The sequence below is a fragment of the Pseudomonas coleopterorum genome (assembly GCF_900105555.1).
In the GTDB taxonomy this organism is placed as follows: domain Bacteria; phylum Pseudomonadota; class Gammaproteobacteria; order Pseudomonadales; family Pseudomonadaceae; genus Aquipseudomonas; species Aquipseudomonas coleopterorum.
In genome coordinates this window covers 3,405,244-3,427,155 of the sequence record NZ_FNTZ01000001.1, presented here as the reverse complement: position 1 = coordinate 3,427,155, position 21,912 = coordinate 3,405,244, and the positions used below count along the sequence as shown (strand labels likewise).

Annotated in this window: 24 protein-coding genes and 1 pseudogene; 14 read left to right on the top strand and 11 right to left on the bottom strand. The window is 63.1% G+C overall.

Features of this window, described 5'->3' with window-relative positions; translation table 11 throughout:
- Nucleotides 1-92: 92 nt before the first annotated feature.
- From fabD to tmk, 7 genes are all read left to right on the top strand, one after another.
- A complete protein-coding gene (gene fabD, locus BLV18_RS15305; protein WP_090359703.1) occupies nucleotides 93-1,031 on the top strand; it encodes an ACP S-malonyltransferase in 939 nt (312 codons plus the stop codon).
- Nucleotides 1,032-1,046: 15 nt separating this feature from the next.
- Nucleotides 1,047-1,787 carry a 3-oxoacyl-ACP reductase FabG gene (fabG, locus tag BLV18_RS15300; RefSeq protein ID WP_049862240.1) on the top strand — a complete coding sequence of 247 codons (741 nt, stop codon included), beginning with the start codon at nucleotides 1,047-1,049 and terminating at the stop codon, nucleotides 1,785-1,787.
- A gap of 197 nt (nucleotides 1,788-1,984) precedes the next feature.
- On the top strand, nucleotides 1,985-2,221 hold the full coding sequence (acpP, locus tag BLV18_RS15295; RefSeq protein ID WP_049862239.1) for an acyl carrier protein: 237 nt from the start codon (nucleotides 1,985-1,987) through the stop codon (nucleotides 2,219-2,221).
- 110 nt (nucleotides 2,222-2,331) lie between these two features.
- Nucleotides 2,332-3,576 carry a beta-ketoacyl-ACP synthase II gene (fabF, locus tag BLV18_RS15290; RefSeq protein WP_090359701.1) on the top strand — a complete coding sequence of 415 codons (1,245 nt, stop codon included), beginning with the start codon at nucleotides 2,332-2,334 and terminating at the stop codon, nucleotides 3,574-3,576.
- Nucleotides 3,576-4,391 carry an aminodeoxychorismate lyase gene (pabC, locus tag BLV18_RS15285; protein ID WP_090359699.1) on the top strand — a complete coding sequence of 272 codons (816 nt, stop codon included), beginning with the start codon at nucleotides 3,576-3,578 and terminating at the stop codon, nucleotides 4,389-4,391. Before fabF ends, pabC begins: the two co-directional genes overlap by 1 nt.
- 3 nt (nucleotides 4,392-4,394) lie before the next feature.
- Nucleotides 4,395-5,501 carry an endolytic transglycosylase MltG gene (gene mltG, locus BLV18_RS15280; RefSeq protein ID WP_090359697.1) on the top strand — a complete coding sequence of 369 codons (1,107 nt, stop codon included), beginning with the start codon at nucleotides 4,395-4,397 and terminating at the stop codon, nucleotides 5,499-5,501.
- Between the two features lie 99 nt (nucleotides 5,502-5,600).
- Nucleotides 5,601-6,242, top strand: coding sequence for a dTMP kinase (gene tmk, locus BLV18_RS15275; protein WP_090359695.1), 642 nt, complete (start codon nucleotides 5,601-5,603; stop codon nucleotides 6,240-6,242).
- A 65-nt stretch (nucleotides 6,243-6,307) separates the two neighbouring features.
- Here the strand turns inward: tmk and BLV18_RS15270 are convergent.
- The 8 genes and pseudogenes from BLV18_RS15270 to BLV18_RS22410 form a co-directional block, all read right to left on the bottom strand.
- A pseudogene (locus BLV18_RS15270) lies at nucleotides 6,308-6,466 on the bottom strand (methyl-accepting chemotaxis protein); the annotation flags it as partial.
- A 257-nt stretch (nucleotides 6,467-6,723) separates the two neighbouring features.
- The gene (locus tag BLV18_RS15265; protein ID WP_090359693.1) at nucleotides 6,724-7,155 is read right to left on the bottom strand and encodes a nitrile hydratase accessory protein; all 432 of its coding nucleotides are present in this window, start codon (nucleotides 7,153-7,155) and stop codon (nucleotides 6,724-6,726) included.
- Nucleotides 7,152-7,805, bottom strand: a complete 654-nt coding sequence (gene nthB, locus BLV18_RS15260; protein WP_090359691.1) for a nitrile hydratase subunit beta — start codon at nucleotides 7,803-7,805, stop codon at nucleotides 7,152-7,154. Before nthB ends, BLV18_RS15265 begins: the two co-directional genes overlap by 4 nt.
- The gene (nthA, locus tag BLV18_RS15255; protein WP_090359689.1) at nucleotides 7,802-8,440 is read right to left on the bottom strand and encodes a nitrile hydratase subunit alpha; all 639 of its coding nucleotides are present in this window, start codon (nucleotides 8,438-8,440) and stop codon (nucleotides 7,802-7,804) included. Before nthA ends, nthB begins: the two co-directional genes overlap by 4 nt.
- Before the next feature lie 10 nt (nucleotides 8,441-8,450).
- A complete protein-coding gene (locus tag BLV18_RS15250; protein WP_090359687.1) occupies nucleotides 8,451-9,965 on the bottom strand; it encodes an amidase in 1,515 nt (504 codons plus the stop codon).
- A 128-nt stretch (nucleotides 9,966-10,093) separates the two neighbouring features.
- Nucleotides 10,094-10,963 (bottom strand): transporter, encoded by an 870-nt coding sequence (locus BLV18_RS15245; RefSeq protein WP_090359685.1) that lies wholly within the window; start codon nucleotides 10,961-10,963, stop codon nucleotides 10,094-10,096.
- A gap of 83 nt (nucleotides 10,964-11,046) precedes the next feature.
- On the bottom strand, nucleotides 11,047-12,102 hold the full coding sequence (gene oxdA / locus BLV18_RS15240; protein ID WP_049862229.1) for an aliphatic aldoxime dehydratase: 1,056 nt from the start codon (nucleotides 12,100-12,102) through the stop codon (nucleotides 11,047-11,049).
- An 18-nt stretch (nucleotides 12,103-12,120) separates the two neighbouring features.
- The gene (locus tag BLV18_RS22410; protein ID WP_167375950.1) at nucleotides 12,121-12,288 is read right to left on the bottom strand and encodes a hypothetical protein; all 168 of its coding nucleotides are present in this window, start codon (nucleotides 12,286-12,288) and stop codon (nucleotides 12,121-12,123) included.
- 320 nt (nucleotides 12,289-12,608) lie between these two features.
- Here BLV18_RS22410 and BLV18_RS15235 point away from each other — a divergent pair, with 320 nt between their 5' ends.
- The 7 genes from BLV18_RS15235 to BLV18_RS15205 all read left to right on the top strand — a co-directional run bounded on the left by BLV18_RS15235 (nucleotide 12,609) and on the right by BLV18_RS15205 (nucleotide 18,398).
- Complete coding sequence (locus BLV18_RS15235) at nucleotides 12,609-13,541, top strand: AraC family transcriptional regulator (RefSeq protein ID WP_090359683.1); 933 nt, start codon at nucleotides 12,609-12,611, stop codon at nucleotides 13,539-13,541.
- Nucleotides 13,542-13,839: 298 nt separating this feature from the next.
- Nucleotides 13,840-14,826 (top strand): DNA polymerase III subunit delta', encoded by a 987-nt coding sequence (locus BLV18_RS15230; RefSeq protein WP_090359681.1) that lies wholly within the window; start codon nucleotides 13,840-13,842, stop codon nucleotides 14,824-14,826.
- A 175-nt stretch (nucleotides 14,827-15,001) separates the two neighbouring features.
- The gene (locus BLV18_RS15225) at nucleotides 15,002-15,358 is read left to right on the top strand and encodes a PilZ domain-containing protein (protein WP_043185228.1); all 357 of its coding nucleotides are present in this window, start codon (nucleotides 15,002-15,004) and stop codon (nucleotides 15,356-15,358) included.
- Nucleotides 15,359-15,371: 13 nt separating this feature from the next.
- Complete coding sequence (locus tag BLV18_RS15220) at nucleotides 15,372-16,163, top strand: TatD family hydrolase (protein WP_090359679.1); 792 nt, start codon at nucleotides 15,372-15,374, stop codon at nucleotides 16,161-16,163.
- Nucleotides 16,164-16,496: 333 nt separating this feature from the next.
- Complete coding sequence (locus BLV18_RS15215) at nucleotides 16,497-17,144, top strand: TetR/AcrR family transcriptional regulator (RefSeq protein ID WP_049862225.1); 648 nt, start codon at nucleotides 16,497-16,499, stop codon at nucleotides 17,142-17,144.
- A gap of 89 nt (nucleotides 17,145-17,233) precedes the next feature.
- Nucleotides 17,234-17,836 carry a DUF4823 domain-containing protein gene (locus tag BLV18_RS15210; RefSeq protein ID WP_049862224.1) on the top strand — a complete coding sequence of 201 codons (603 nt, stop codon included), beginning with the start codon at nucleotides 17,234-17,236 and terminating at the stop codon, nucleotides 17,834-17,836.
- 10 nt (nucleotides 17,837-17,846) lie between these two features.
- Nucleotides 17,847-18,398: a DUF1285 domain-containing protein gene (locus tag BLV18_RS15205; RefSeq protein WP_090359677.1), complete on the top strand. Its 552-nt coding sequence runs from the start codon at nucleotides 17,847-17,849 to the stop codon at nucleotides 18,396-18,398.
- A 48-nt stretch (nucleotides 18,399-18,446) separates the two neighbouring features.
- On the opposite strand, the gene BLV18_RS15200 is transcribed toward BLV18_RS15205, so the two are convergent.
- The 3 genes from BLV18_RS15200 to BLV18_RS15190 all read right to left on the bottom strand — a co-directional run bounded on the left by BLV18_RS15200 (nucleotide 18,447) and on the right by BLV18_RS15190 (nucleotide 21,862).
- On the bottom strand, nucleotides 18,447-20,891 hold the full coding sequence (locus tag BLV18_RS15200; RefSeq protein WP_090359675.1) for a penicillin acylase family protein: 2,445 nt from the start codon (nucleotides 20,889-20,891) through the stop codon (nucleotides 18,447-18,449).
- Nucleotides 20,892-21,086: 195 nt separating this feature from the next.
- The gene (locus BLV18_RS15195; RefSeq protein WP_082223728.1) at nucleotides 21,087-21,290 is read right to left on the bottom strand and encodes an SEC-C metal-binding domain-containing protein; all 204 of its coding nucleotides are present in this window, start codon (nucleotides 21,288-21,290) and stop codon (nucleotides 21,087-21,089) included.
- An 86-nt stretch (nucleotides 21,291-21,376) separates the two neighbouring features.
- Nucleotides 21,377-21,862 carry an LEA/WHy family protein gene (locus BLV18_RS15190; protein ID WP_090359673.1) on the bottom strand — a complete coding sequence of 162 codons (486 nt, stop codon included), beginning with the start codon at nucleotides 21,860-21,862 and terminating at the stop codon, nucleotides 21,377-21,379.
- Between the last annotated feature and the right edge of the window lie 50 nt (nucleotides 21,863-21,912).

Sequence of the window (21,912 nt, the reverse complement as noted above, 5' to 3'; positions counted from 1 at the left end):
CGGGCATAGGTTATCCAACTCTGAGTTCAGCGCGCCGGGTACGCTTCCGGCGTCGAAATTTTCGGCAACAAGATCACACAAGGGCTTGTTCAATGTCTGCATCCCTCGCATTCGTTTTCCCGGGGCAAGGTTCCCAGTCGCTCGGCATGCTGGCCGAACTGGGCGCACAGTACCCTCTGGTGATGGACACCTTCAAGGAGGCGTCCGACGCCCTGGGTTATGACCTCTGGGCGCTGGTCCAGCAAGGCCCGGTCGAAAGCCTCAACCAGACCGACAAGACGCAACCTGCGATTCTCGCTGCCTCCATCGCGCTGTGGCGCCTGTGGCTGGCCGAGGGTGGCGAGCGTCCGGCCTATGTCGCCGGCCATAGCCTGGGCGAATACAGCGCGCTGGTTGCCGCTGGCTGCCTGTCGCTGGCCGATGCGGTCAAGCTGGTGGAGCGTCGTGGCCAACTGATGCAGGAAGCCGTGCCGGCCGGGCAGGGCGCCATGGCGGCCATTCTCGGCCTGGAAGACGCCGATGTGCTGGCTGCCTGCGCCGAAGCCGCACAGGGTGAAGTCGTCAGTGCAGTCAACTTCAATTCCCCGGGCCAGGTAGTGATTGCCGGTGCCGCACAGGCCGTTGCCCGTGCCATCGAACTGTGCAAGGCCAAGGGCGCCAAGCGCGCCATGCCATTGCCGGTCAGCGTGCCGTCGCACTGTGCGTTGATGAAGCCGGCTGCCGAGCGTTTCGCCGAATCGGTCAACGCCATCGACTGGCAGGCGCCGCAGATTCCGGTCGTACAGAACGTCAGTGCCGGCGTACCGGCCGATCTGGAAACCCTCAAGCGCGACCTGCTCGAGCAGCTGTACAAACCGGTGCGCTGGGTCGAAACCGTGCAGTACCTGGCGGCCCAGGGCGCACCACGTCTGGTCGAGTGCGGCCCGGGCAAGGTCCTGGCCGGCCTGAACAAGCGCTGCGCCGATGGCGTGAGCACCGAAAACCTGAACACCCCCGAAGCTTTCGCCGCCGCTCGCGCGGCGCAAGCCTGATCAAGGAGAACTTGCATGAGCCTGCAAGGTAAAGTTGCACTGGTCACTGGCGCAAGCCGTGGCATTGGCCAGGCGATCGCCCTGGAACTGGGTCGCATGGGCGCCACCGTCATCGGTACCGCCACCTCCGAGAGCGGCGCCGCGCGCATTGCCGCCACGCTCAAGGAGCATGGTATCGAAGGTACCGGCCTGGAACTCAACGTGTGCAGCGACGAATCGGTGGCCGCCACCCTGGCCAAGATTCAGGAGCAGTTCGGCGCGCCGGCGATTCTGGTCAACAACGCCGGTATCACCCGCGACAACCTGATGCTGCGCATGAAAGACGACGAATGGCATGATGTGGTCGATACCAACCTCAACAGCTTGTTCCGCCTGTCCAAGGCCGTACTGCGTGGCATGACCAAGGCACGTTGGGGCCGGATCATCAGCATCGGCTCGGTTGTGGGTGCAATGGGCAACGTCGGCCAAGTAAACTACGCCGCAGCCAAGGCCGGTCTCGAAGGCTTCAGCCGTGCCCTGGCCCGTGAAGTGGGTTCGCGCGCGATCACCGTGAACTCGGTGGCGCCTGGCTTCATCGACACCGACATGACCCGCGAGCTGCCTGAAGCGCAGCGTGAATCCCTGCAGGTGCAGATTCCGCTGGGTCGTTTGGGGCAGGCCGACGAAATCGCCAAAGTGGTCGGTTTTCTGGCTTCCGACGGTGCAGCCTACGTGACCGGCGCTACAATTCCGGTGAACGGCGGCATGTACATGTAACGAAAATTGTGACGGATGGCTTCAAAAAAATGTCTTACCCGGCATCCAAAATCCGTTATAAAGCTGCATCCGAATTCTAGGTGGCGGGCTCGCGTAGGGTCGCAGTGACGCTTTCAGTTTGAAAAGCCGAGCTTCTTCTATAAACTTACGTACCGGCCAGCCGCCTGACATATGTCCATTAGGAGTGAAAACAAGGTATGAGCACCATCGAAGAACGCGTCAAGAAGATCGTCGCCGAGCAACTGGGCGTCAAAGCGGAGGAGGTCACCAACTCTTCTTCCTTCGTTGAAGATCTGGGTGCCGATTCCCTGGACACCGTTGAGCTGGTGATGGCTCTGGAAGAGGAATTCGAAACCGAGATTCCTGACGAAGAAGCCGAGAAAATCACCACCGTTCAAGCTGCCATCGATTACGTCACTGCCCACCAGGCGTAACGTTTTGTAATCGCCGTTGCTTGTCATGGAAAAACCGCACTGCCTTCGTTGGCGTGCGGTTTTTTCTTTAGACGGCCGCGCGTTGATGTTTCCAGAATAAGGAGAGTGCTGTGTCGCGTAGACGCGTCGTGGTCACAGGTATGGGCATGCTGTCACCGCTGGGCACCGACGTGCCGAGCAGTTGGCAGGGCATCCTGGCCGGCCGCAGTGGCATAGGTCCTATCGAGCATACGGATCTATCGGCCTATTCGACCCGTTTCGGCGGCTCGGTGAAGGGGTTCGAGGTCGAGCAATACCTCTCGGTCAAGGAGGCACGCAAGCTCGACTTGTTCATTCAATACGGCCTGGCGGCGGGTTTCCAGGCGGTACGCAACGCCGGTCTCGAAGTCACCGACGCCAATCGCGAGCGTATCGGCGTGGCCATGGGTTCGGGTATTGGTGGCCTGACCAATATCGAAGAAACCTGCAAGATCATGCATGACAGCGGACCGCGGCGGATATCGCCCTTCTTCGTGCCTGGCTCGATCATCAACATGATTTCCGGTTTCCTGTCGATCCACCTCGGCGCTCAGGGACCCAATTACGCGATCGCTACGGCCTGCACCACCGGTACCCATTGCATCGGCATGGCCGCGCGCAACATCGCGTATGGCGAAGCCGACGTGATGATCGCCGGCGGTGCTGAAATGGCCGCGTGCGGCTTGGGCATGGGCGGTTTCGGCGCGGCCCGTGCGTTGTCCACGCGTAACGACGAGCCAACCCGTGCCAGTCGTCCGTGGGACAAGGGCCGTGACGGTTTCGTGCTGTCCGACGGCGCTGGCGCCCTGGTACTCGAAGAGCTCGAACATGCTCAGGCGCGTGGTGCCACCATTTATGCCGAACTGATCGGTTTCGGCACCAGCGGCGATGCGTTCCACATGACCTCGCCGCCCGAAGACGGCGCCGGCGCGGCGCGCTGCATGGCCAATGCCCTGCGCGATGCTGGCGTCACGCCTGATCAAGTGCAGTACATCAACGCCCATGGCACCTCGACCTCGGCGGGCGACCTGGCCGAAGTCAGTGCCATCAAGACCGTGTTCGGTGAGCATGCCTACAAGCTCGCAGTCAGCTCCACCAAGTCGATGACCGGGCACCTGCTCGGCGCCGCAGGTGCGGTCGAGGCGATTTTCAGTGTGCTGGCGATCAACAGCCAGATGGCGCCGCCCACCATCAACCTGGATGAGCCTGACGAAGGCTGCGATCTGGACTTCGTGCCCCATGCCGCACGCAGCATGCCGATCGATGTGGTGCTGAGCAACTCGTTCGGGTTCGGTGGCACCAACGGTTCGCTGGTCTTCCGGCGCTTCGCCGGTTGATGCAGGCCTGGCTCGACGGGCAGCCATGCGATGCGCTGGGCCTGAAGAGTCGGGGTCTGGCCTACGGTGACGGTGTCTTCGAAACCGTCGCCGTGCGTGGTGGCCAGGCGGTACTTCTCGAGCGTCATCTGACGCGCGTTGCGCTGGGCTGCCAGCGTCTGGCCATCCTGATCGACTCGGATGTGCTGCGCGACGAAGTTGTCCGCTATGCCGCAGCGCTGGACAAGGGCGTGCTCAAGCTGATCGTCACCCGTGGCGACAGTGCCCGAGGTTACGCGCCCGATCCGCAGGCTGGTGCGCGACGTATTCTGCAAGGCGGTCCAAGCCCCGCCTATCCTCAGATCAACGGCGCGCAGGGCGTGGAACTCTACCCCTGCAGTACGCGCCTGGCCGAGCAGCCATTGCTGGCGGGACTCAAACACCTCAATCGCCTGGAGCAGGTCCTGGCGCGCGCCGAATGGAGCGACCCGAGCTTCGCTGAAGGTTTGATGCTGGACATGTCCGGACGCTTGGTCGAAGGGGTCTACAGCAATCTGTTTCTGGTCATCGATGGGGTGCTGCACACGCCTTCCCTGCAGCGCTGTGGCGTGGCCGGGGTGATGCGTGCCGAACTGCTGGAGCAGGCCGCAAGCCTGGGTCTGGAGGTTGTCGTGGACGACCTGTGGCCAGCGGACCTGGCAAGGGCCGAGGAAGTCTTCGTGTGCAATAGCGTCTACGGCGTGTGGCCTGTATGCGCATTCACGTCACTGAGGTGGCCGGCGGGTCCGCTCACCCGTAAACTGCAAGGCATTGCCCACGCGCTATTGGATGCCTGATTTGTGAAGCGTAAATTTCTGCTGTTGCTGGAGACGCTCATCGTGGTTGCCTTACTGGCAGCGGGCGTGGCGGCCTGGAAAGTCGACAGCGCCCTGAACCAGCCGCTGGCCGTCACTCAAGAACAATTGCTCGATGTACCCAACCGCGCGACCCCCGGCGGCACGATCCTGCGCATGGAGGCGGCGGGCACCCTGCGGGATGCCTTCTGGCTGCGTCTTTACTGGCGCTTCAATCGCACCGGGCAGCCGCTGCACACCGGCGAATACCGCCTGACCCCGGGCATGACGGTGAACGAACTGTTCAATGTCTGGCAGCGCGGCGAAGTGGTGCAGTACAGCCTGACCCTGGTCGAGGGCTGGAATTTCCGTCAGGTACGCGCCGCGTTGGCGCGCCAGGAAAAGCTCGAGCAGACCTTGGGTGGCCTGAGTGACAGTGAAGTCATGGCGCGCATCGGCCACCCCAAGGTGTTTCCCGAAGGCCGGTTTTTCCCGGACACCTACAAGTATGTGCGCGGCATGAGCGATGTCGAACTGCTGCAGCAGGCCTACGGGCGACTGGAAGAGGTGCTGGCCAGTGAATGGGCCGAACGCGCCGCCAGCGTGCCGTACAGCGAGCCCTATCAGGCGCTGATCATGGCTTCTCTGGTGGAGAAGGAAACCGGTGTGCCCCAGGAGCGTGGCGAGATCGCCGGCGTCTTCGTGCGCCGCCTCAAGGCGGGCATGTTGCTGCAGACCGACCCGACCGTGATCTACGGCATGGGCGAACGCTACAACGGCAAGCTGACCCGCGCCGACCTGCGCGAGCCGACGGCCTACAACACTTACGTGATCGCCGGGATGCCGCCTACACCCATCGCCATGGTGGGCCGAGAAGCGATTCACGCCGCGCTCAACCCAGTTTCCGGCAGCAGCCTGTATTTCGTTGCGCGCGGCGACGGCAGCCATGTCTTTTCCGACGATCTGGACGCCCACAACGCGGCGGTGCGCGAGTACCAGCTCAAACGCCGCGCCGACTATCGCTCAAGCCCCGCGCCCGCGGCGGCGCCGAGCGAGACCGGCACGCGCGAGCCACAAGAGAAGCCGGACGCCGCCGAGGCGCCTGCTCAATGACGGTGCAGAGGTAGGCCGTTCGCGGAACGCATTCGTCTACCTTGCTGCAAAACCAACCGCCACCCACCAAACAACACTTTCAGGTACCAGGACAAGCACATGGCAAAAGGTTGCCTCATCGTATGCGACGGAAATAACGGGGCGGGCAAGTCTTCCGTGATTCGCGCCATCGAAGAATTCCTGACCGCCAGGAACCACCCGGTGGTCATTACCCGCGAGCCTGGCGGTACACGGATCGGCGAGAAGATTCGCGAGGTGGTCCTTGATCCGGAGACGCCAGAACTCTGCGATACCACTGAGCTTTTGCTGTTCGCCGCCGCCAGAGCACAGCATCTGCAGGAAAAGATCATTCCTGCGATAGCGGCAGGCAAGGTCGTGGTGTGCGATCGCTTCACCCCTGCAACCGTGGCGTTCCAGCACTACGGACGGGGCATTGCGTTGGACCTGGTGCGAAGCATCAACGGCTTTGCGCTGGGGGGCTTTGCACCGGACCTCAACATCATCCTGGATGTGGATCCCGAGATCGGCATGAAGCGCGTCGCTTCCCGCGGCCAGGGGCTGGACCGGATGGAGAGGCAGAAGCTCGAGTTCCTCTCCAGGGCCCGTGACGGATTCCTGCGGCAGGCAGAGGAGACGCCTGACACATTCGTGGTCATCGATGCATCAGAGCCGTTCGACGTGGTGAGCGGTAACGTTCTGGCCGTCGTTGCAAATCTGCTGACTGAAAAAGGGATCGGTTAGGCGATACCTCCCCAAAAAAGTGTATCGCCTTCCGCCTATTGCGCTGGCAAGGTACGCCCCAGACGTTAGCCGGCGATCATTCCAGATGCCTCCTGGGTCGCTTTGCTGGTCCGCATGACCAGTTTCCGCACCTCGTCGGCGACCACGGCGAATCCACGCCCGGCCTTGCCGGCCTCCCCGGCACGAGCCGCTTCGATCGCCGCGTTCAATGCCAGTAGATTGCTGGTGCACCGTGGGACCGCACTCGGCGATCCGCCCCCTGGCGTGGGTTTGATCGGCAAGCAGTTGCTCGCTGGCCCTGAACAGTCGCTGTAACAGGGGGTGGGTGCCGTTGGCAGGGGCGCGTCACTGCCTTCCAAGCGGTTCGCCAAGGCCGTCAGCGCACTACGGATAGAACCAAAGAGAAACGACACGCGACACCTCTCGACAGCAAAGCGATCCAATCGGCTGATGCAGACGTTTCTGCACCGCTCATTTCATCTCAGCCCGCCGGGCTGACCGTGACCGGCCCGGTGCGCCGTGAATGAGGGTGGGCATGGGCTGGCGGACAACTCGCGTTCAGCAGGTTCACGGGTTCTCCATGGGGCGTATTGAGGTAGGCTCGACACCACTCCTCGGCACACTGGGAAATGGTATCCCGCCCGCACAGGCCAAGCGTCTCCACCAGGGTTTCCATGGCATCGGACCACTGTCGGAAGTAGGCATCGTTGACGCTTTCGCCCGGCCGAGCGGGAGTTGCCTTGATCTGATCGCTGAAGACTTGCACCCACTGGGCCCAGCTGAAATGGCCTGCCTGGTGCAGGTGCACCACCAGGGAAAAGGCCTGAGCCTGCCAGGGATGCTCGAAAATCGGTCCTTCGGTGTCCAGCGGGAGGCCGAGGGTTGCGTAATCACTGTGTGGGGTCGTGTTCATGCCGCCTCCAGATAGTTGTCCCACAGGTCGATGCACACCGAGTCCGGGGTGGCTGTGCCCCACAGTTCTTCGGCGCTGAACCGTACGGTGTAGACGTGTTGCGGTTGCTCACCCAAGCCGTGGGCCATGCTGTCGGGCGTTGCGAACGCACCATGGGCCAGTTCGATGACGCCGACCTTGCCCCGCGCATAGCGAGGCAGACGGATATGAGTGGTGGGGTTGAGGTTCTTCGCCCGCACCCTGTCGCCGACCTTGAAGCGTCCGGACACCTCGTGCTTGGCGCGTGCCGAGGCGCCGCCGAGAATCACTGTCTCCACCAGATCTGCGGTGAGCACCTGAACCGGTTGTGGCGCTGGAGTCGGTGCAGACCGTCCTTGCAATTCGGCTGCGCTGATCACACCCTTTTCCAGCAGCAGTGTCTCGAAGGCGTGTAGCCAGTGCTCGTAGTAGCTGCTCTCCAGGTAGTGGATCGGGTCCATGCGCTCGATGGAATGGCGGAACTCGTCGACATTGAAATGCCCTCCGGCAAACAGCGCGGCAAACAGCGGAAAGATTCGGCGCTCCCAGTCATGGTGAAAGACCGGTTCATCTTCTTCAGCCAGTACCGGGCCGAAGCCATGCAACCCACCCAGATCATGTATTCCGTTCATTGGACGACCTCCTCTGAGGCGACGGGTGCGATGGGCAGGCCGGTGCCGATCATTGCGTCGCGGGTGACCAGCTCGCTCAGGCGCTCTTCGCTCCACCCCTCTGTGCCTGAGGGCTGTTCGGGCAGTACCAGGTAACGCAGGTCGGCGCTGCTGTCCCAGACGCGTACCTCCTGATGGGCAGGGATCTGTAGTCCGAATTCAGCCAACACGCCACGCGGGTCGATCACCACGCGCGAGCGGTAAGGGGCGGATTTGTACCAGGCAGGCGGCAGGCCGAGCGTGGGCCAGGGGTAGCACGAACAGAGCGTGCACACGGTGACGTTGTGCACTTGAGGGGTATTTTCCACTACCACCATCTCCTCGCCCTGCACGCCGGAAAAGCCCAGCTCGGCGATGGCCGCGGTGGCGTTTTCCAGCAGGCGACGTTTGTACTGCGGGTCGACCCAGGCCTTTGCCACTACGCGCGCGCCGTTGCGCGGACCGATCTGATGCTCGTAGGTGTCGATCAGCGCCTCCAGGGCGGCAGGGTCGACCAGGCCTTTGTCCAGCAGCAGCGACTCAAGGGCCTTGATGCGCAGCTCCGCGGTGGCGGGCGGTTCGGTATGGTCGTGATGATGATCGTGGTCATGGCTCATTGCTGGATCCTCACAGGTGTTGCCAGTCGATACTGGCCTCGAAGGCGGCGGCGGCTTGATACAGCGTGCTTTCGCCGTAATGACGCGCCACCAGCATCATGCCGACTGGCAGTCCCTCGACCTGGCCACAGGGGATCGACATCGCCGGATGGCCGGTGACATCGAATGCCGCGGTGTTGCCGATCATCTCGAATGCGCGCGCCACGTAGTCGGTCAACGAGGCGGTCGCCGAGGGCAATGGTTGGGCCAGAATCGGCACGGTGGGCATGAGCAGGACGTCGTAGTCACTCAGCGCCTGGTCATAGGCCGCGCGGACGCGGCGGGCCAGGTTTTGTGCCTTGGCGTAGTAGCGACCGTGGTACCGCTCCAGACCGTACTGGCCGACGAACATGCACAGCTTGAGGGTCGCCGAAAGCGCGTCGGCGTTTTCACGCCACTGGGCGTGCTTGTCCAGCAGTGCGACGTCGTACAGACCTTTCCAGTTAAAGCCCATGCCATTGCCGTGCATCATCTGCGCCGTCAGCCCTTCGCAGCCGATCGGTTGCCAGAGCGCGCCGGCCAGGCCGTGTTCGGCTATCGACACTTCGCTGACCTGAGCGCCGAGTTGCTGCAGATGATCGATCGCGAAGCGGACCTTGTCGGCCACCCGCGGATCGAGGTTCGGCAGTTGGAAACCCTGCAGCAGGACGCCGATCCTGAGCCCGCGCACGCCGCGATCCAGCACCTGGGTGTAGAGCTCTACCACCGGGGCATACTGGCGCGGATCGAGACCGTCGGCACCGGCAATCACTTCGAGCATCAGCGCGTTGTCGTACACGTTGGCGGTGATGGGCCCTGCGTGGTCGACTGTCGCCTCAATGGGCATGATCCCGGAGTACGGCACCAGGCCATGGGTGGGCTTCATGCCGTAGGTGCCGCAAAACGCTGACGGGATTCGGATCGAGCCGCCCTGATCGCCACCAATGGCCATGTCCACCGCCCCTGACGCTACCAGTGCGGCGCTGCCGGAGGAGGACCCTCCGGCGATGTAGCCGTGTCGGCGTGGGTTGTGCACCGGCCCCGGGTCAGAGGTGTGACTCCCGCCCGACAGGCAGAAATGCTCGCAGGTGGCTTTGCCGGTAATGGTCGCGCCCGCATCGAGCAGCCGGCTGACAATGGTGGCATCGAAGGACGGCACGAAGCCCTCAAGGGTGCTGGCACCGTTCATCATCGGTACACCTGCCAAGGCAATGTTGTCCTTCAGGGCAACGGTACGCCCGGCCAGTTTGCCTCGGGCGGCGCCGCAGACCTCGGTGCGGTAGTACCAGGCGTTGAGCGGGTTGTCGGCCTTGCTGGGGCGCAGGCCTGCGTCACGCGGGTAGCGCACCGGCGGGATTTCGTCGGGCTGGGCATCGATGAGATCGTAGGCGTCGAAGCTCGGTTGCATCAGGGCCAGATACTCGCTCGCCTGCTCTGTCGTCAGATGCATGTGCAGGCGCTGCGCGAGCGCGTCGAGTTGTTCAGGAGTGGGGCGTTCGATGGCCATGGAGTGTCCTGTTTCGGTACGGCGCACGGGGTGCGCTGGGTCACGGTCGGGTGGAGTCAAGAGTGGCGCGTCCGCCGGCCGATGGCTTGGCTGTGGCGGACAGCGGCTTGGCTGAGACGGTCAGGCCGTCAAAACACATGGGCGTAGCGCAGGTTCACTCGCACGTCTTCACGCGGGCCGTTTTCCACGGACAGGTCCTGGCCCAGTTGCAACTGCAACTGATCGCGCGGGCTGACAAAGGTGGTGGCGCTGAGGCGCAAATACGTGGTGCGGGTTTCATCGTCCTGATGCACGCCGTCGACGCTGTTCTCACCGCCCCAGTTATGGCCTACGCCTACGGCGAAGGCGGTCTGTGGTGTGGGCATGTAGCGGCCCATGAGTTGGGCGCTGTAGAACACCTGCTGCTCGCGTCGGACCGAGTCGGCGCCGTAGTCGTTGTTGTCGCCGTACCAGATGACGTCGCCGACCATGTCGACGGCCCATTTCTCTCCGAACCGTTTGACATAGGCTGATTGCAGATCGAGTTTCCAGCGATGCTCGCCCAGGTTCAGGCCTTCTTCGTTGTCGTATTCGCCAGTGGGTACGTACAGGTAGGGCGTGAAGGCAAGCACGTCGCCGGCGTCATTGAGCCGGTACTTGAAAGCGGGGGCCAGGATCAGGTCGCCGATGCCATTGCTGTCCCCGAGGGGCGAGGCATCGCCATGGCCGGCGACGCGACCGAAAGGCAAGAGGAACTGCGGGTCGACCGTGAGTCGGTCGGTCAGCGCATAGACATGCAGCAGTCGCAGGATGCCGATGTCCGAGCGCACATCGAAATCCGAGCTGGCTTTGTGGCCATTGGCATACAGATTGTCGGTGCGGGCGTGTTGGTAATAGAGCAAGCCAATGGTGGCGTTGGTGGGGAACTGGTCGTAATCGCCCGGAGCCACTTCAGCGGCCTGAGCGGTAAGCGAGCAGCACAGTGAGGCGAGCGTGATGGGGTAACGAATCGTGGCCATGGCCGAGCACCTTTTCATGGACAAACGGGGGCCAGCACCCCGCCAGGCGGGATGTGGGCTTGAGCGCAGAGGATTGCCGCCGGTCAGGCAGGCAGGGGTTGGGCGTCGCGTAGCATGCCGGTCTGGGCATGGCAGTTGATGTACTCGAACAACTGGTTGCGACCGTCGCTGACCGATACTTCGTGGTACAGGCGCAGTTTCGAGAGCCCGCCAATCACCCTGAAGAACGTGGTGAAAATGCGCAGATGGGTCGGGTGCGATTCGGCCCACCGCTCCAGCCGGTCGAGCGAGCGCCAATGGCCAATGTCGTAGGCGATGTCCAGCAGATTGCCGTCAAGGTCGACGTTGCGCACGAAACGGTTGCTGTAGCAGCCAAGGGCCTGGCCTTGGTCGCGCAGGAAATCCATGCCGTCCTGGAGCGGTGGGAGCATTTCCTGAAAGTACAGCGCGCGCTCTTCCTCACCGGCCTCGACCCAGTCCTGCCCGGAGCGGATCAGGGTCAGGTTGTCGTGGCCGCGGACCAGCACTCGTCCGCCTTTTGCCGGATCGCCCGAGATGACCTGCAGGGACGCGTCGGGTCGCATCCGGTCGGTTTGCGACACGGGAAATCGGTCTCGCGCCGACCCCCAGTAGCCATGCTCCTGAATTTCACCGCTGATGCCGTCCATGACGGCGCCCACGCCGGGCAAGTCATCGGTAAAGGCGTACAAGGTTTCGAATTGCTCGGCGCGCGGTGCCACTACTTCTCGGAAGTAGCCCAGGTGCTCGCTCAGGCGCTCGTCGCTGGCCCACCATGACTCGACCGCAGGGCTGCGCAGCCAGCGACAGTAGGCGGCAGGGTCGGCCCAGTAACCGACCACGATGAAATTACCGTAGCCTTGGTTGTCCTCGTGATAGGTGATGTCGTGATTGCCCGGGGCATCATCGCCGGCGAACTGCGCGACGATCTTTTGCATGGCCTGGACCGCGATGGCATGGTGGACGGGCAGGAACTGCACGCCCAGATAAGCCATGACCACCTGTTCGAGCTTGGGGTCGGCACGGCCGACGAACATGGGAAACGGCGGCTGATAGTCGTCGTCCACACGGCGGGACAGCGTGCGTGGGCATTTCAGATGCTTGTCGATTGCAGATTCCATGGGCACTCCTTGAGACGATCAGGCTGAGGTATCGAGGCAGTTGGACGAGGCACGTCCACGTCGGCGAAGCTGGTAGGCCAGGCAACCCAGTTCGATCAGCACCGATACGAACTCTTCCGGCGCCAGATCACGGCCTTTGAGGGCCAGCAGGCATTCGGCAAAGGGGGACGGACGCAGGCTGGGCATGGGGCCTCCAACGGTCACCGTGAGTGGCGACCTCGATGGGGCTCACGTTAAGGCAAGCTTCGCGAGTGCCGCTTGCTTCGGGCGGACGTCGGCTTGGTTGAAAAGGACAGTGCGCGATCGAGGGTCCGATGTGCCTCATCGATTGGCAGGGTCATGGTCGCTGGCGCCATTTCAGCGCACTTCCATACCCGTTCTTCCAACCCACGGTACGTATCACGCGGCATCACATCACTGGCCCGATAGTTGCTGGGCGAAATGCCGAACAGGCCCTCCTGATCTTCGTGAAGGGGGCGTGAGTCCGTTACCGCGAGATCGATGTCATGAGCCAAGCCGCTTACACCACCCTGGCCGTCGCTGCCCCGCAGCGTTTCGATTACTGGAAGGAAGTGATCTGCCGACACTGCATTCCGGCTTCCAGTAAAGCCCTGGAGGACATGCCGTTCGAGGGCCAATTACGCGTGCAAGGCCTCGGCCCGCTGGATATCTGCTCGCTGAGCGCCGCGCTGCATGAGTGGGAGCGCAAGCCCGGCGACCTGCGCACCGGTCCGGATGACGACCTGTGGCTGGGTTTTATCGAGCATGGCCATGGCAAGTTGGAGCAAGGCGGGCGTAACGCGTTGTTGCAGCCCGGCAGCCTGGTGCTCTACGACGCCGCGCAGACCTTTCGCTTCAGCCTGGGAGGTCGCGACAACCATCTCATGCGCATTCCCCGGCACCTGCTCAGCAGCCGCTTACCGCAGGTAGAGCGTTTGACCTCTACCGTCCTCGACGAAGGGCGTCCTGGCGTAGTGCCGCTGCGCGAAATGCTGCGCCAGGCCGCTACCCAGCCTGCGGCCCTGGAGGCGCCGGAGGTGGCCGGGCGGTTCTCGCAAACGCTGCTGGATCTGCTGGTGCTGAGTCTGGAGTTGCAGGACAGCAACACCGCCAGTATTGAGCGCGACTTGTATGCCCGTGCCATGAACTACATGTTGCGTCATTTGGCCGAGACAGAATTGAGCGTGGAGCGCATCGCACAAGCCCACCATGTGTCACCACGAACGGTCACCCGTGCTTTCGCCCGCCACCAGAAAACCCCCATGGCGGCGCTCTGGCAGGTGAGGCTGCAACGCAGCCGCGAAGCGATCGAATGCGGCCAGGCCCGTTCCGTGTCGCAGGTGGCACTGGACTATGGCTTTTCCGATTTCTCGCATTTCAGCCATGCCTTCAAGAAAGCGTTCGGGGTTTCGCCCAGTACGTTACTCAAACGACAGTAAGGCGAGCGGCGTTACCTATCTGCCTGTTCTGGCGTCACCATTGGGGACATGCCTGGCCTGCGCGCGCCATTCACCCTGTCCAGACATGGACCACAAGACCCTATACAATCACCAGGCTTCAGGCTGGCGGGTCTGCCCGTTCCCGCTTTGAAAATACCCATTTCGCCAGCGATGGGATTATTCTCCTCATGGAAAATTGTAGGCTCGATGACGTTTCCAGTGATTTTGCCCGGCGTTGACGTCTGGTTTGCATTGCTTTCGGGCAAAGGATTGTCGACCGAACTGCGAGGGCACATGCGTGGCTGAAGCCTACCCCTGGCAAGACGATCTGTGGCACAAGCTCGCCGGACGCACCCAGCATGCCCACGCCTATCTGCTGCACGGGCCGCAGGGTATCGGCAAGCGTGCCCTGGCCGAGCGGCTGATGGCGTTGCTGTTGTGCCAGCGCCCCTCCGCGCAGCAGGCCTGTGGCGCCTGCAAGTCCTGTCTGCTGCTGCAGGCCGGCAGTCATCCGGACAACTTCATCCTCGAACCCGAGGAAGCGGACAAGGCGATCAAGGTCGACCAGGTCCGCGAACTGGTGGCGTTCGTGGTGCAGACGGCGCAGCTGGGTGGGCGCAAGGTGGTGCTGATCGAGCCCACCGAAGCCATGAACATCAACGCGGCCAATGCCTTGCTGAAGAGTCTCGAAGAGCCCTCGGGCAATACCGTGTTGCTGTTGGTCAGCCATCAGCCCAGCCGCCTGCTGCCCACGGTCAAGAGCCGGTGCGTGCAGCAGGCCTGCCCGCTGCCTAGCCAGGCCGTCAGCCTGCAATGGCTGGCCACGGCGCTGCCGGACGTGGACGAAGGCGCGCGCGCCGATCTGCTGGCCCTGGCTGCCGGCTCGCCTCTGGCCGCCGTCAGGTTGCAGGCTGCGGGGATCGTCGAGCAGCGGGCACTGGTCGTCGATGGGGTGAAGAAGCTGTTGAAAGGGCAGCAGACGCCCAGCCAGTTGGCCGACGCCTGGAGCGGTGTACCGTTGCTGCTGCTGTTCGACTGGTTCTGCGAGTGGTCGAACCTGCTGCTGCGCTATCGCCTGACGGCGGACGAGCAGGGCCTGGGCTTGAGCGACATGCGCAAGGTGCTGCAATATCTGGCCGACAAGAGCACTCAGGACAAGGTGCTGGCCATTCAGGACTGGGTGCTGATGCAGCGCCAGAAGGTTCTGGCCAAGGCCAACTTGAACAGGGCGTTGCTGATCGAAGCGCTGCTGGTGTCCTGGATGGCCTTGCCGGGGCAGCGGTGATGGGTGCATTGTGATCGGACGCTGCCGACGCCGGAGGCGGCTTGCACCGCTGCTACAGGGGCGGCCAAATGCAGCCTGCATGTGAATGTGTAGCAGCGGCGCAAGGGGTTTTTCCGATACAACGCGGCACTGCCAACCGTGGCCATAAAAATCGACCACCAGTAAGGGAGCACGAATGAATCAACCCGTCAGTCCCGGACCGCGCAACGGCATTCTGTCCCTGACCATCAAGGACAAGGCCGTTCTGTATGCCGCCTACATGCCGTTCATCAAGAACGGCGGCCTGTTCATTCCCACCAGCAAGAGCTACAAGCTGGGCGATGAGTTGTTCATGCTGCTCAACCTGATGGACGAGCCGGAAAAGATTCCGGTGGCTGGCCGCGTGGCCTGGATCACCCCCAAGGGCGCCCAGGGCAACCGCGCTGCCGGAGTCGGCGTGCAGTTCAACGATGGCGACAACACCGCGCGCAACAAGATCGAAACCTACCTGGCCGGTGCCTTGAAGTCCGACCGTCCCACTCACACGATGTAGTTGTCCTATCCTCATGCTTGTAGATTCCCACTGTCACCTGGATCGCCTCGACCTCGCCGAACACAACGGCTGCCTGGACACCGCGCTCGATGCCGCGCGCGCCTGCGGTGTCGGCCACTTCCTGTGCATCGGCGTGAGCGCCGACAATGCTGCAGCGGTCAAGGCCCTGGCCGGCCGCTACGACGATGTCGATTGCTCGGTCGGCATTCACCCCCTGGACCTGGCACCGGGGCAGCCACCGGCCCTGGACTGGCTCCTGGGCGAGCTCGATGATCCCCGCGTCGTGGCGATCGGCGAAACCGGCCTGGATTACCACTACGAACCCGAGGCCGCAGAGTTGCAGCAGGCATCGTTCCGATTGCACCTGCAGGCGGCCAACCTGACCGGCAAACCGGTCATCGTGCATACCCGCGGCGCGCGTGCCGACACCCTGGCCCTGTTGCGCGAGGCGCAGTTGCCCCAGGCCGGCGTACTGCACTGCTTCACCGAAGATTGGGACATGGCCAAGGCTGCCCTCGACCTGGGCTTCTACATTTCACTGTCCGGCATCGTGACGTTCCGCAATGCCGACGCCCTGCGCGAAGTCGCCCGCCAGGTGCCTGCCGATCGCCTGCTGGTCGAGACCGATTCGCCTTACCTGGCGCCCATTCCCTACCGTGGCAAGTCCAACCTGCCGCAGTACGTTCGGGAAGTGGCGCAGTGCATTGCCACGGTCCGGGGCGAGACGCTCGAAAGCCTGGCCGAGCGCACCACCGACAACTTTTGCCGGCTGTTCCCACTGGCACGGGTTCGTCGTCAGGCCTGAACGTTGCGCAGGCAAAAAAAACCCGGGCTCTGGGGGGAGAATCCCGGGTCAAGACCATTAGGAGTTACTACAGGCGCGTGGTCCATCGACGCCTTGCCGACGCGTCATTGGGGGAGATGACGCGACGACTTCTTGAGTATCGTCGAGTGCCCGTCGGGCGCCAGTGCCCATTCGGGTTTTCTTAAACGTATTTGGAATACGCGCAAGGTTGCTCAGCACCGATTTCGGGGTTGTGTGGCATATCCGCCATAACGCCAGAGATTTCGGATGATCCGTGCATTTTGACCTCATACAGGCATAATGACGGCCTTCGCTTTCGATCCAGTCCTTCCTATGCAAAAAGAACCTCGTAAGGTCCGTGAGTTTCGCCGCCGCGAGCAGGAAATCCTCGACACCGCGCTTGCGCTCTTTCTCGAGCAGGGTGAAGACAGCGTCACGGTCGAGTTGATCGCCGACACCGTCGGTATCGGCAAAGGCACCATCTACAAGCACTTCAAATCCAAGGCCGAGATCTACCTGCGCCTGATGCTCGACTACGAGCGCGATTTGAATGCACTGCTGCATTCGGCCGACATCGATCGCGACAAGGAAGCCTTGTCCCGCGCCTATTTCGAATTCCGCATGCGCGATCCGCAGCGCTACCGACTGTTCGACAGGCTCGAAGAGAAGGTCGTCAAAGGCAATCAGGTGCCCGAACTTGTCGAGCAGCTGCACACGATTCGCGCGTCAAATTTCGAGCGACTGACCTTCCTCATCGAGGGACGGATCAGCGAAGGCAAGCTGGAAGATGTGCCGCCGTACTTCCACTATTGCGCAGCCTGGGCTCTGGTGCACGGCGCGGTGGCGCTGTATCACTCGCCGTTCTGGAGCAATGTGCTGGAAGATCAGGAAGGCTTTTTCCAGTTCCTGATGGACATCGGCGTGCGCATGGGCAACAAGCGCAAGCGCGATCCGGAACTGCCGGGTCCCAAGGAATCCTGAGCCTGGGCACTCCCCAGCTTCGCGAACTGGCGCAGAAGCTGCATCAGCCAGGCAATCGCCGGGATCTTGTCGCCGGCTCTGGAGGATGCATGCGTAACCTGGTCGTGCTGCTGGCGCTCTTGGCGTTGAGCGGCTGCATGAAGGTCAGTGATCTGGGCGAGGGCGCTCGCTACCACTTGAGCGATGCAGGCGTGCTGAATCACAGCGAAACCCGCCGCTTCAATAACCTGCGCGTGCAGCCCGACTCGTTCATCTACATCGCCCAAGGCTCGTTCGTGCCTCCTGGGGGCGCCTACCCCAGGCCCAACGTGGTCGCCGAAGAAGCGTTCGAAGCCTTCGTCGAGTATTTTCCCCTGGTACGCCGTGCCCCGGCACCGCTGGGCCTGGAGCAGGCCATGGGCGAAGCACGCAATGCCGGTGCGCATTACCTGCTCTATGCCCGTTTTGCCCGTGCCGACGACCGCATCGGCAACACGGACGAGTGGGCCGACCAGGAGGCCCTGGATCGACTCGGCGTCGACAGCAGCGTGATCCAGATCATGCTCATCGAAACCAGCACTCACTACCTCATCGACACCGCCACCATCCGCAGCCGTGGCGGACTGCTGACGATGCATGACAACAAACCGGAAGATTTGCTTGGCCCGCCCCTGGAGGACTACGCTCGTAGCCTGTTGGGCGTAAGCCGCTGAGGAGACAGGCATGACGGGCAAGGCCGACGATTTGCTGGCGCACATCCCCACTCACGAAAAGGGTTTGCCGCCCGTGCACCTGTGGAATCCCGATTTCTGCGGGCACATCGACATGCGCATTGCCCGCGACGGCACCTGGTTCTACCAGGGCACGCCGATCGGTCGGCCGGCGATGGTCAAGTTGTTCGCGGGCATCCTGCGCCGCGATGGCGACGAGTACGTCCTGGTCACCCCGGTGGAGAAGGTGGGCATCGTCGTCGATGACGCGCCGTTCGTGGCCGTCGACATGCAGGTATCGGGTGAAGGCGAGCAGCAGACGCTGCGCTTCACCAGCAATGTCGAAGACAGTTTCGATGCGGGTGAGGAGCATCCGCTGCGGGTGGACATCTCCCCCTGCAGCCAGGAGCCTTCGCCCTACGTACGGGTGCGTACCAACCTGGAAGCGCGCATTCACCGCAACGTGTTCTATCGTCTCGTCGAGTTGGCGGTGGTGCGTGACGGTTGGCTGGGGGTCTGGAGCGGTGGGGTGTTCTTCCCCATAGGCCGGGATCCCGGGCGATGACCAGCCCCCGTCCGAGTGGCGGGGGACCGTCATGGGCCGTTGAGGCGGTTACTTCTGCGGCGTCAGCGTCAGTCGCTTGATGCCATAGGCCTTCTCGAAGTTCTGCGGCTGCATCGGAAAGCTGACGTATTGATTCTTGAGCCAGGCATCGATGCCATCGGCGTAGTTGGCACTGGCCGGATTACCGGATTGCCCGCTGCTGTTGAGGCCGATCATGGGTTCGGTCTGGGCGAAGTCGACGACGATGCGCAGGGCCGGTATCGACGCGGTGTCGAAGCTGTCGCCCCACCGGTAGGCCGCAGCATTGAGCGTGGTGTGATCACCGCCAGTGGCCACCGGGCCGCGTACCGTCTGGCCAGCGACGTCCGTCCAGCTGGTGCGGTGCAGGCGGCCCCACTGCCATTTGCTGCGGTCGGCGCCCAGTTGTGTCTCGCCAGCCGTGACCGCCGCAGCCAGGCTGCGGGCCAGGATGGCAGGCTTGTCTTCCTTCTGAGGCGTGGTCACGTCGTCCCAGAACGGGCTGTCGTCGCGCCCCAGCAGATGATCGGCCTGGGCCGAGTAGGAAGCCATGCCCTGAGCGACGAAGGCCTTCCAGGCGGCACTGTCGATCGGCCCCAGTTCGTCGAGGAAGGTGCGCTGCATGCTTTGTTGCAGAAACAGCTCGTACAACGCGGCGTCGGCGGATTGCGCGCTCAGCCGGCCATCGAAGGTCATCAGCCGGGTGTAGGCCTCCCGGGCCTTGGTGCGATCGGCGTCGGGCAGGGCGTCGATGGCGCTCTTCAGCGGTTGTGCCATGCCAGGTGCGAGAAACATCTTCTTCAGTTTGGCGGCGAACGGGGTGGTCTGGTCGGACTGCATGGCGATCATGCTGCGGGTGTCGTGCTTGCCGGCGCCGGCCAGTTCCGCGAGGCGTTCGCTGCGCTCAGGGTAGTACCAGCCGTTGGACAGCTGAATACCGTAACCCGGCGGGACGATGCGCTGGTTGGCGGTCCCCAGCCAGCCCTGCGGCGGGTCCTGGTCGTAGGGATGCAGCATCGGGTCGGCCAGGCCGTCCCAGTCATACCGGCCATCCCAGCCGGGGGAGGGCAGCATGCCCTTGCCCTCGAGGCGATTGGGGAAACGGCCAGTGACCTGCCAGCCGATGCTGTTGGCGTCGGCGAACAGCAGGTTGGTAGCCACCGCGCGGATCTGCCGGCTGGCATCCGAGGCCTTCTCGACATTGCTGGCGCGCGACAGATCGAACAGGGCGTCCAGGCTCTTGTCTTCGGTCAGGTCCGGCAGCTGCAAGGCCAGGCCATAGCCAACGCTGGCCGACAGGCCGGCGAGGTCGTTGAGCAGGGCACCATGTCCGGTCTCGTACACGGCTTCGCGCAGTGGCCGCTGCCCCTTGGCCAGGAAGGTTTCCTGACGTACCCGCGCCGGTAGCCATTTGCCGTTGGACTGATACAGCACGCGGCCGCCTTCGCTTTTGACCTTTTCCACAAACAGATCCTGGTTGTCACCCATCACGGCCGACATGCCCCAGGCCACTTGACCGTTGAAGCCTGTGAGCACGCCCGGCAGACCGGCCAGGGCGACGCCCGCGGCCTGGTAACGCGGTGCGCGCAGTTGCACGAAGCTCCAGGCGGAGGGTACCGCAGTGGCGGCATGTAGATCGTTGGCGAACAGGCTTTTGCCGGACCGCGCGCGTTGGGGGGCGATGGCCCAGTTGCTGGAGCTGGCCGTGCCCAGCCGCTCGAGTTCATGGTTCAAAGTGCCCAGTCCCGCCACATGGGTCAGCGAGTTGCCCAAGGACACACCCTTGAGTTTCTCGGCCTCGGTGAACGGCAGGCTCTCGTCCGGATAGACCGGCAGCAGCCAGGCCAGTTTGTTGGTGCCCACTTTCTGCGCCAGCGCAAGCGAGCCCAGCTCTTCCTGCAGATTGAGCGACTGGCTGAACGACCACAGGGCGAACATCAGCGCCGAGTCTTCGGCCTTCCAGTATTCGGGGGTGTAGCCGCCGAGCGGTGCCGGCAGCTTGCCGCGATAGCGGAACAGGTAGGCGTTCACGCCCCGCGCGTAGACATCGAAGAAGCGCTTGAGCCGCGGTGATGCAGCGGCGTACAGCTGGTCGGCGTTCTTCTTCAGGTTGATCCTGCGCAGCAGGCGGTCGCTGTCCAGTGCATCGGCACCGTCCAGCTCGGCCAGACGCCCCTGAGCCAGCAGCCGCATGCGTACCATCTGGGTGATACGGTCGCTGGCGGCGACATATCCTTGAGCAAACAGGGCATCGTGGAAGGTGTTGCTCTCGATCAGCGGCATCCCCAGGGTGTTGCGCCGCACCGAGACGTTCTGCGCCAGACCCTTGAGCGGCTGTACACCCACGCTGGGCGGCAGGCTTTGGTCGGCTGAGCCGCCCAGCCATTGTTGACAGCCAGTCAGGCTGAGCATGCCGGTCACCACGGCGGCGCAGCCGAACTTGGGCATGAAGAAAGAACGGGCGGGCGAGGCCATGGCGAAGCTCCTGCGGGGGCTGGCGTAAAAGGCGCTACGTTAGAGAGGGAGAAGGCGGGGCGCAAGCGTCTGGCGGGGGTTATTTTTGCCTGGGTCGAGCCGCTTGCGGACAGTATGCGCCGCGGTCAGCCTTGGGCCAGGTCTCGGGTTACAGAGGGACTGCCGGAACGCAGCCCCTTCACGCAGAGGCTCGGCTCAGGCGCCGTGGCACTTCTTGAATTTCTTGTCGCTGCCGCACGGGCACGGATCGTTGCGGCCGACGTCCTTGAGGGCATTGCGCACCGGTTCCTGCGGAGCATGATTGCAGTGCGGGCCATGCACGTGACCGTGGTCGTGCTCATGGTGATGGTCGTGATCGTGGTTGCAGTCAGGACCGTGCACGTGAGGTTGCTGGGACATCGGGGGAACTCCGTGATTGAAATTGGCCGGAATTATCTCACCCTGGGTCTGGAATAGAAGGGCTGCGCCAAGAATCTTTGCGATGGTCAGTGGCCGGGCAGGCCGCGGGCGTTGATTTCACCAGTGTGATTGAGTACCACATCGTGACCGAACAGCACGCCGGTACGCAGTTCGCCGCGCAGCTCGTAGCGGATCGGTCGATCCGGATGCTTGAGCAGCTTGGACAACTCGCGCACGTGTTGCCAGAGGTTGGTGCGCACCGGCACTTCATAGTATTCGCCGCTTCTGCCGGCCACGCTGAACCAGTCGCTCGTCTCGCCTTCGCTGAGCAGCATGTCTTCCAGGCGCACGCTGTAGCTCATGCCACGTACGGGCAGGCTGCGGCGGTTGGGGTTGTCGATGCGAAACCGGAGGATGAAGCGCTGCTGCAGCAGGTTGGCCTTGACCACTTCGACCTTGACCAGGTGCACCTTGGGGTCCTCGTAGTTGCCGGTGAACCAGGTTGCGCATCCCGTGAGCGCCAGCACTGAGAGCAAGCCGATGCTGCGCAGAACGAGAGTGCAAGCGGACATGGCGCGGACCTCTGGATTTGCCCTGAGTCTAACAAGGCCCATGCGCATGA

Excerpts from the sequence above, each read along its gene's own strand:
- BLV18_RS15225 (WP_043185228.1), top strand. The coding sequence starts at position 15,002 with ATGAATCAACCCGTCAGTCCCGGACCGCGCAACGGCATTCTGTCCCTG.
- BLV18_RS22410 (WP_167375950.1), bottom strand. The coding sequence starts at position 12,288 with ATGCCCAGCCTGCGTCCGTCCCCCTTTGCCGAATGCCTGCTGGCCCTC.
- oxdA (WP_049862229.1), bottom strand. The coding sequence starts at position 12,102 with ATGGAATCTGCAATCGACAAGCATCTGAAATGCCCACGCACGCTGTCC.
- BLV18_RS15265 (WP_090359693.1), bottom strand. The coding sequence starts at position 7,155 with ATGAACACGACCCCACACAGTGATTACGCAACCCTCGGCCTCCCGCTG.
- fabG (WP_049862240.1), top strand. The coding sequence starts at position 1,047 with ATGAGCCTGCAAGGTAAAGTTGCACTGGTCACTGGCGCAAGCCGTGGC.
- tmk (WP_090359695.1), top strand. The coding sequence starts at position 5,601 with ATGGCAAAAGGTTGCCTCATCGTATGCGACGGAAATAACGGGGCGGGC.
- BLV18_RS15215 (WP_049862225.1), top strand. The coding sequence starts at position 16,497 with ATGCAAAAAGAACCTCGTAAGGTCCGTGAGTTTCGCCGCCGCGAGCAG.
- fabD (WP_090359703.1), top strand. The coding sequence starts at position 93 with ATGTCTGCATCCCTCGCATTCGTTTTCCCGGGGCAAGGTTCCCAGTCG.
- acpP (WP_049862239.1), top strand. The coding sequence starts at position 1,985 with ATGAGCACCATCGAAGAACGCGTCAAGAAGATCGTCGCCGAGCAACTG.
- nthA (WP_090359689.1), bottom strand. The coding sequence starts at position 8,440 with ATGAGCCATGACCACGATCATCATCACGACCATACCGAACCGCCCGCC.
- BLV18_RS15235 (WP_090359683.1), top strand. The coding sequence starts at position 12,609 with ATGAGCCAAGCCGCTTACACCACCCTGGCCGTCGCTGCCCCGCAGCGT.
- BLV18_RS15200 (WP_090359675.1), bottom strand. The coding sequence starts at position 20,891 with ATGGCCTCGCCCGCCCGTTCTTTCTTCATGCCCAAGTTCGGCTGCGCC.
- nthB (WP_090359691.1), bottom strand. The coding sequence starts at position 7,805 with ATGAACGGAATACATGATCTGGGTGGGTTGCATGGCTTCGGCCCGGTA.
- BLV18_RS15195 (WP_082223728.1), bottom strand. The coding sequence starts at position 21,290 with ATGTCCCAGCAACCTCACGTGCACGGTCCTGACTGCAACCACGATCAC.
- BLV18_RS15210 (WP_049862224.1), top strand. The coding sequence starts at position 17,234 with ATGCGTAACCTGGTCGTGCTGCTGGCGCTCTTGGCGTTGAGCGGCTGC.
- BLV18_RS15190 (WP_090359673.1), bottom strand. The coding sequence starts at position 21,862 with ATGTCCGCTTGCACTCTCGTTCTGCGCAGCATCGGCTTGCTCTCAGTG.
- pabC (WP_090359699.1), top strand. The coding sequence starts at position 3,576 with ATGCAGGCCTGGCTCGACGGGCAGCCATGCGATGCGCTGGGCCTGAAG.
- BLV18_RS15250 (WP_090359687.1), bottom strand. The coding sequence starts at position 9,965 with ATGGCCATCGAACGCCCCACTCCTGAACAACTCGACGCGCTCGCGCAG.
- BLV18_RS15245 (WP_090359685.1), bottom strand. The coding sequence starts at position 10,963 with ATGGCCACGATTCGTTACCCCATCACGCTCGCCTCACTGTGCTGCTCG.
- BLV18_RS15205 (WP_090359677.1), top strand. The coding sequence starts at position 17,847 with ATGACGGGCAAGGCCGACGATTTGCTGGCGCACATCCCCACTCACGAA.
- BLV18_RS15220 (WP_090359679.1), top strand. The coding sequence starts at position 15,372 with ATGCTTGTAGATTCCCACTGTCACCTGGATCGCCTCGACCTCGCCGAA.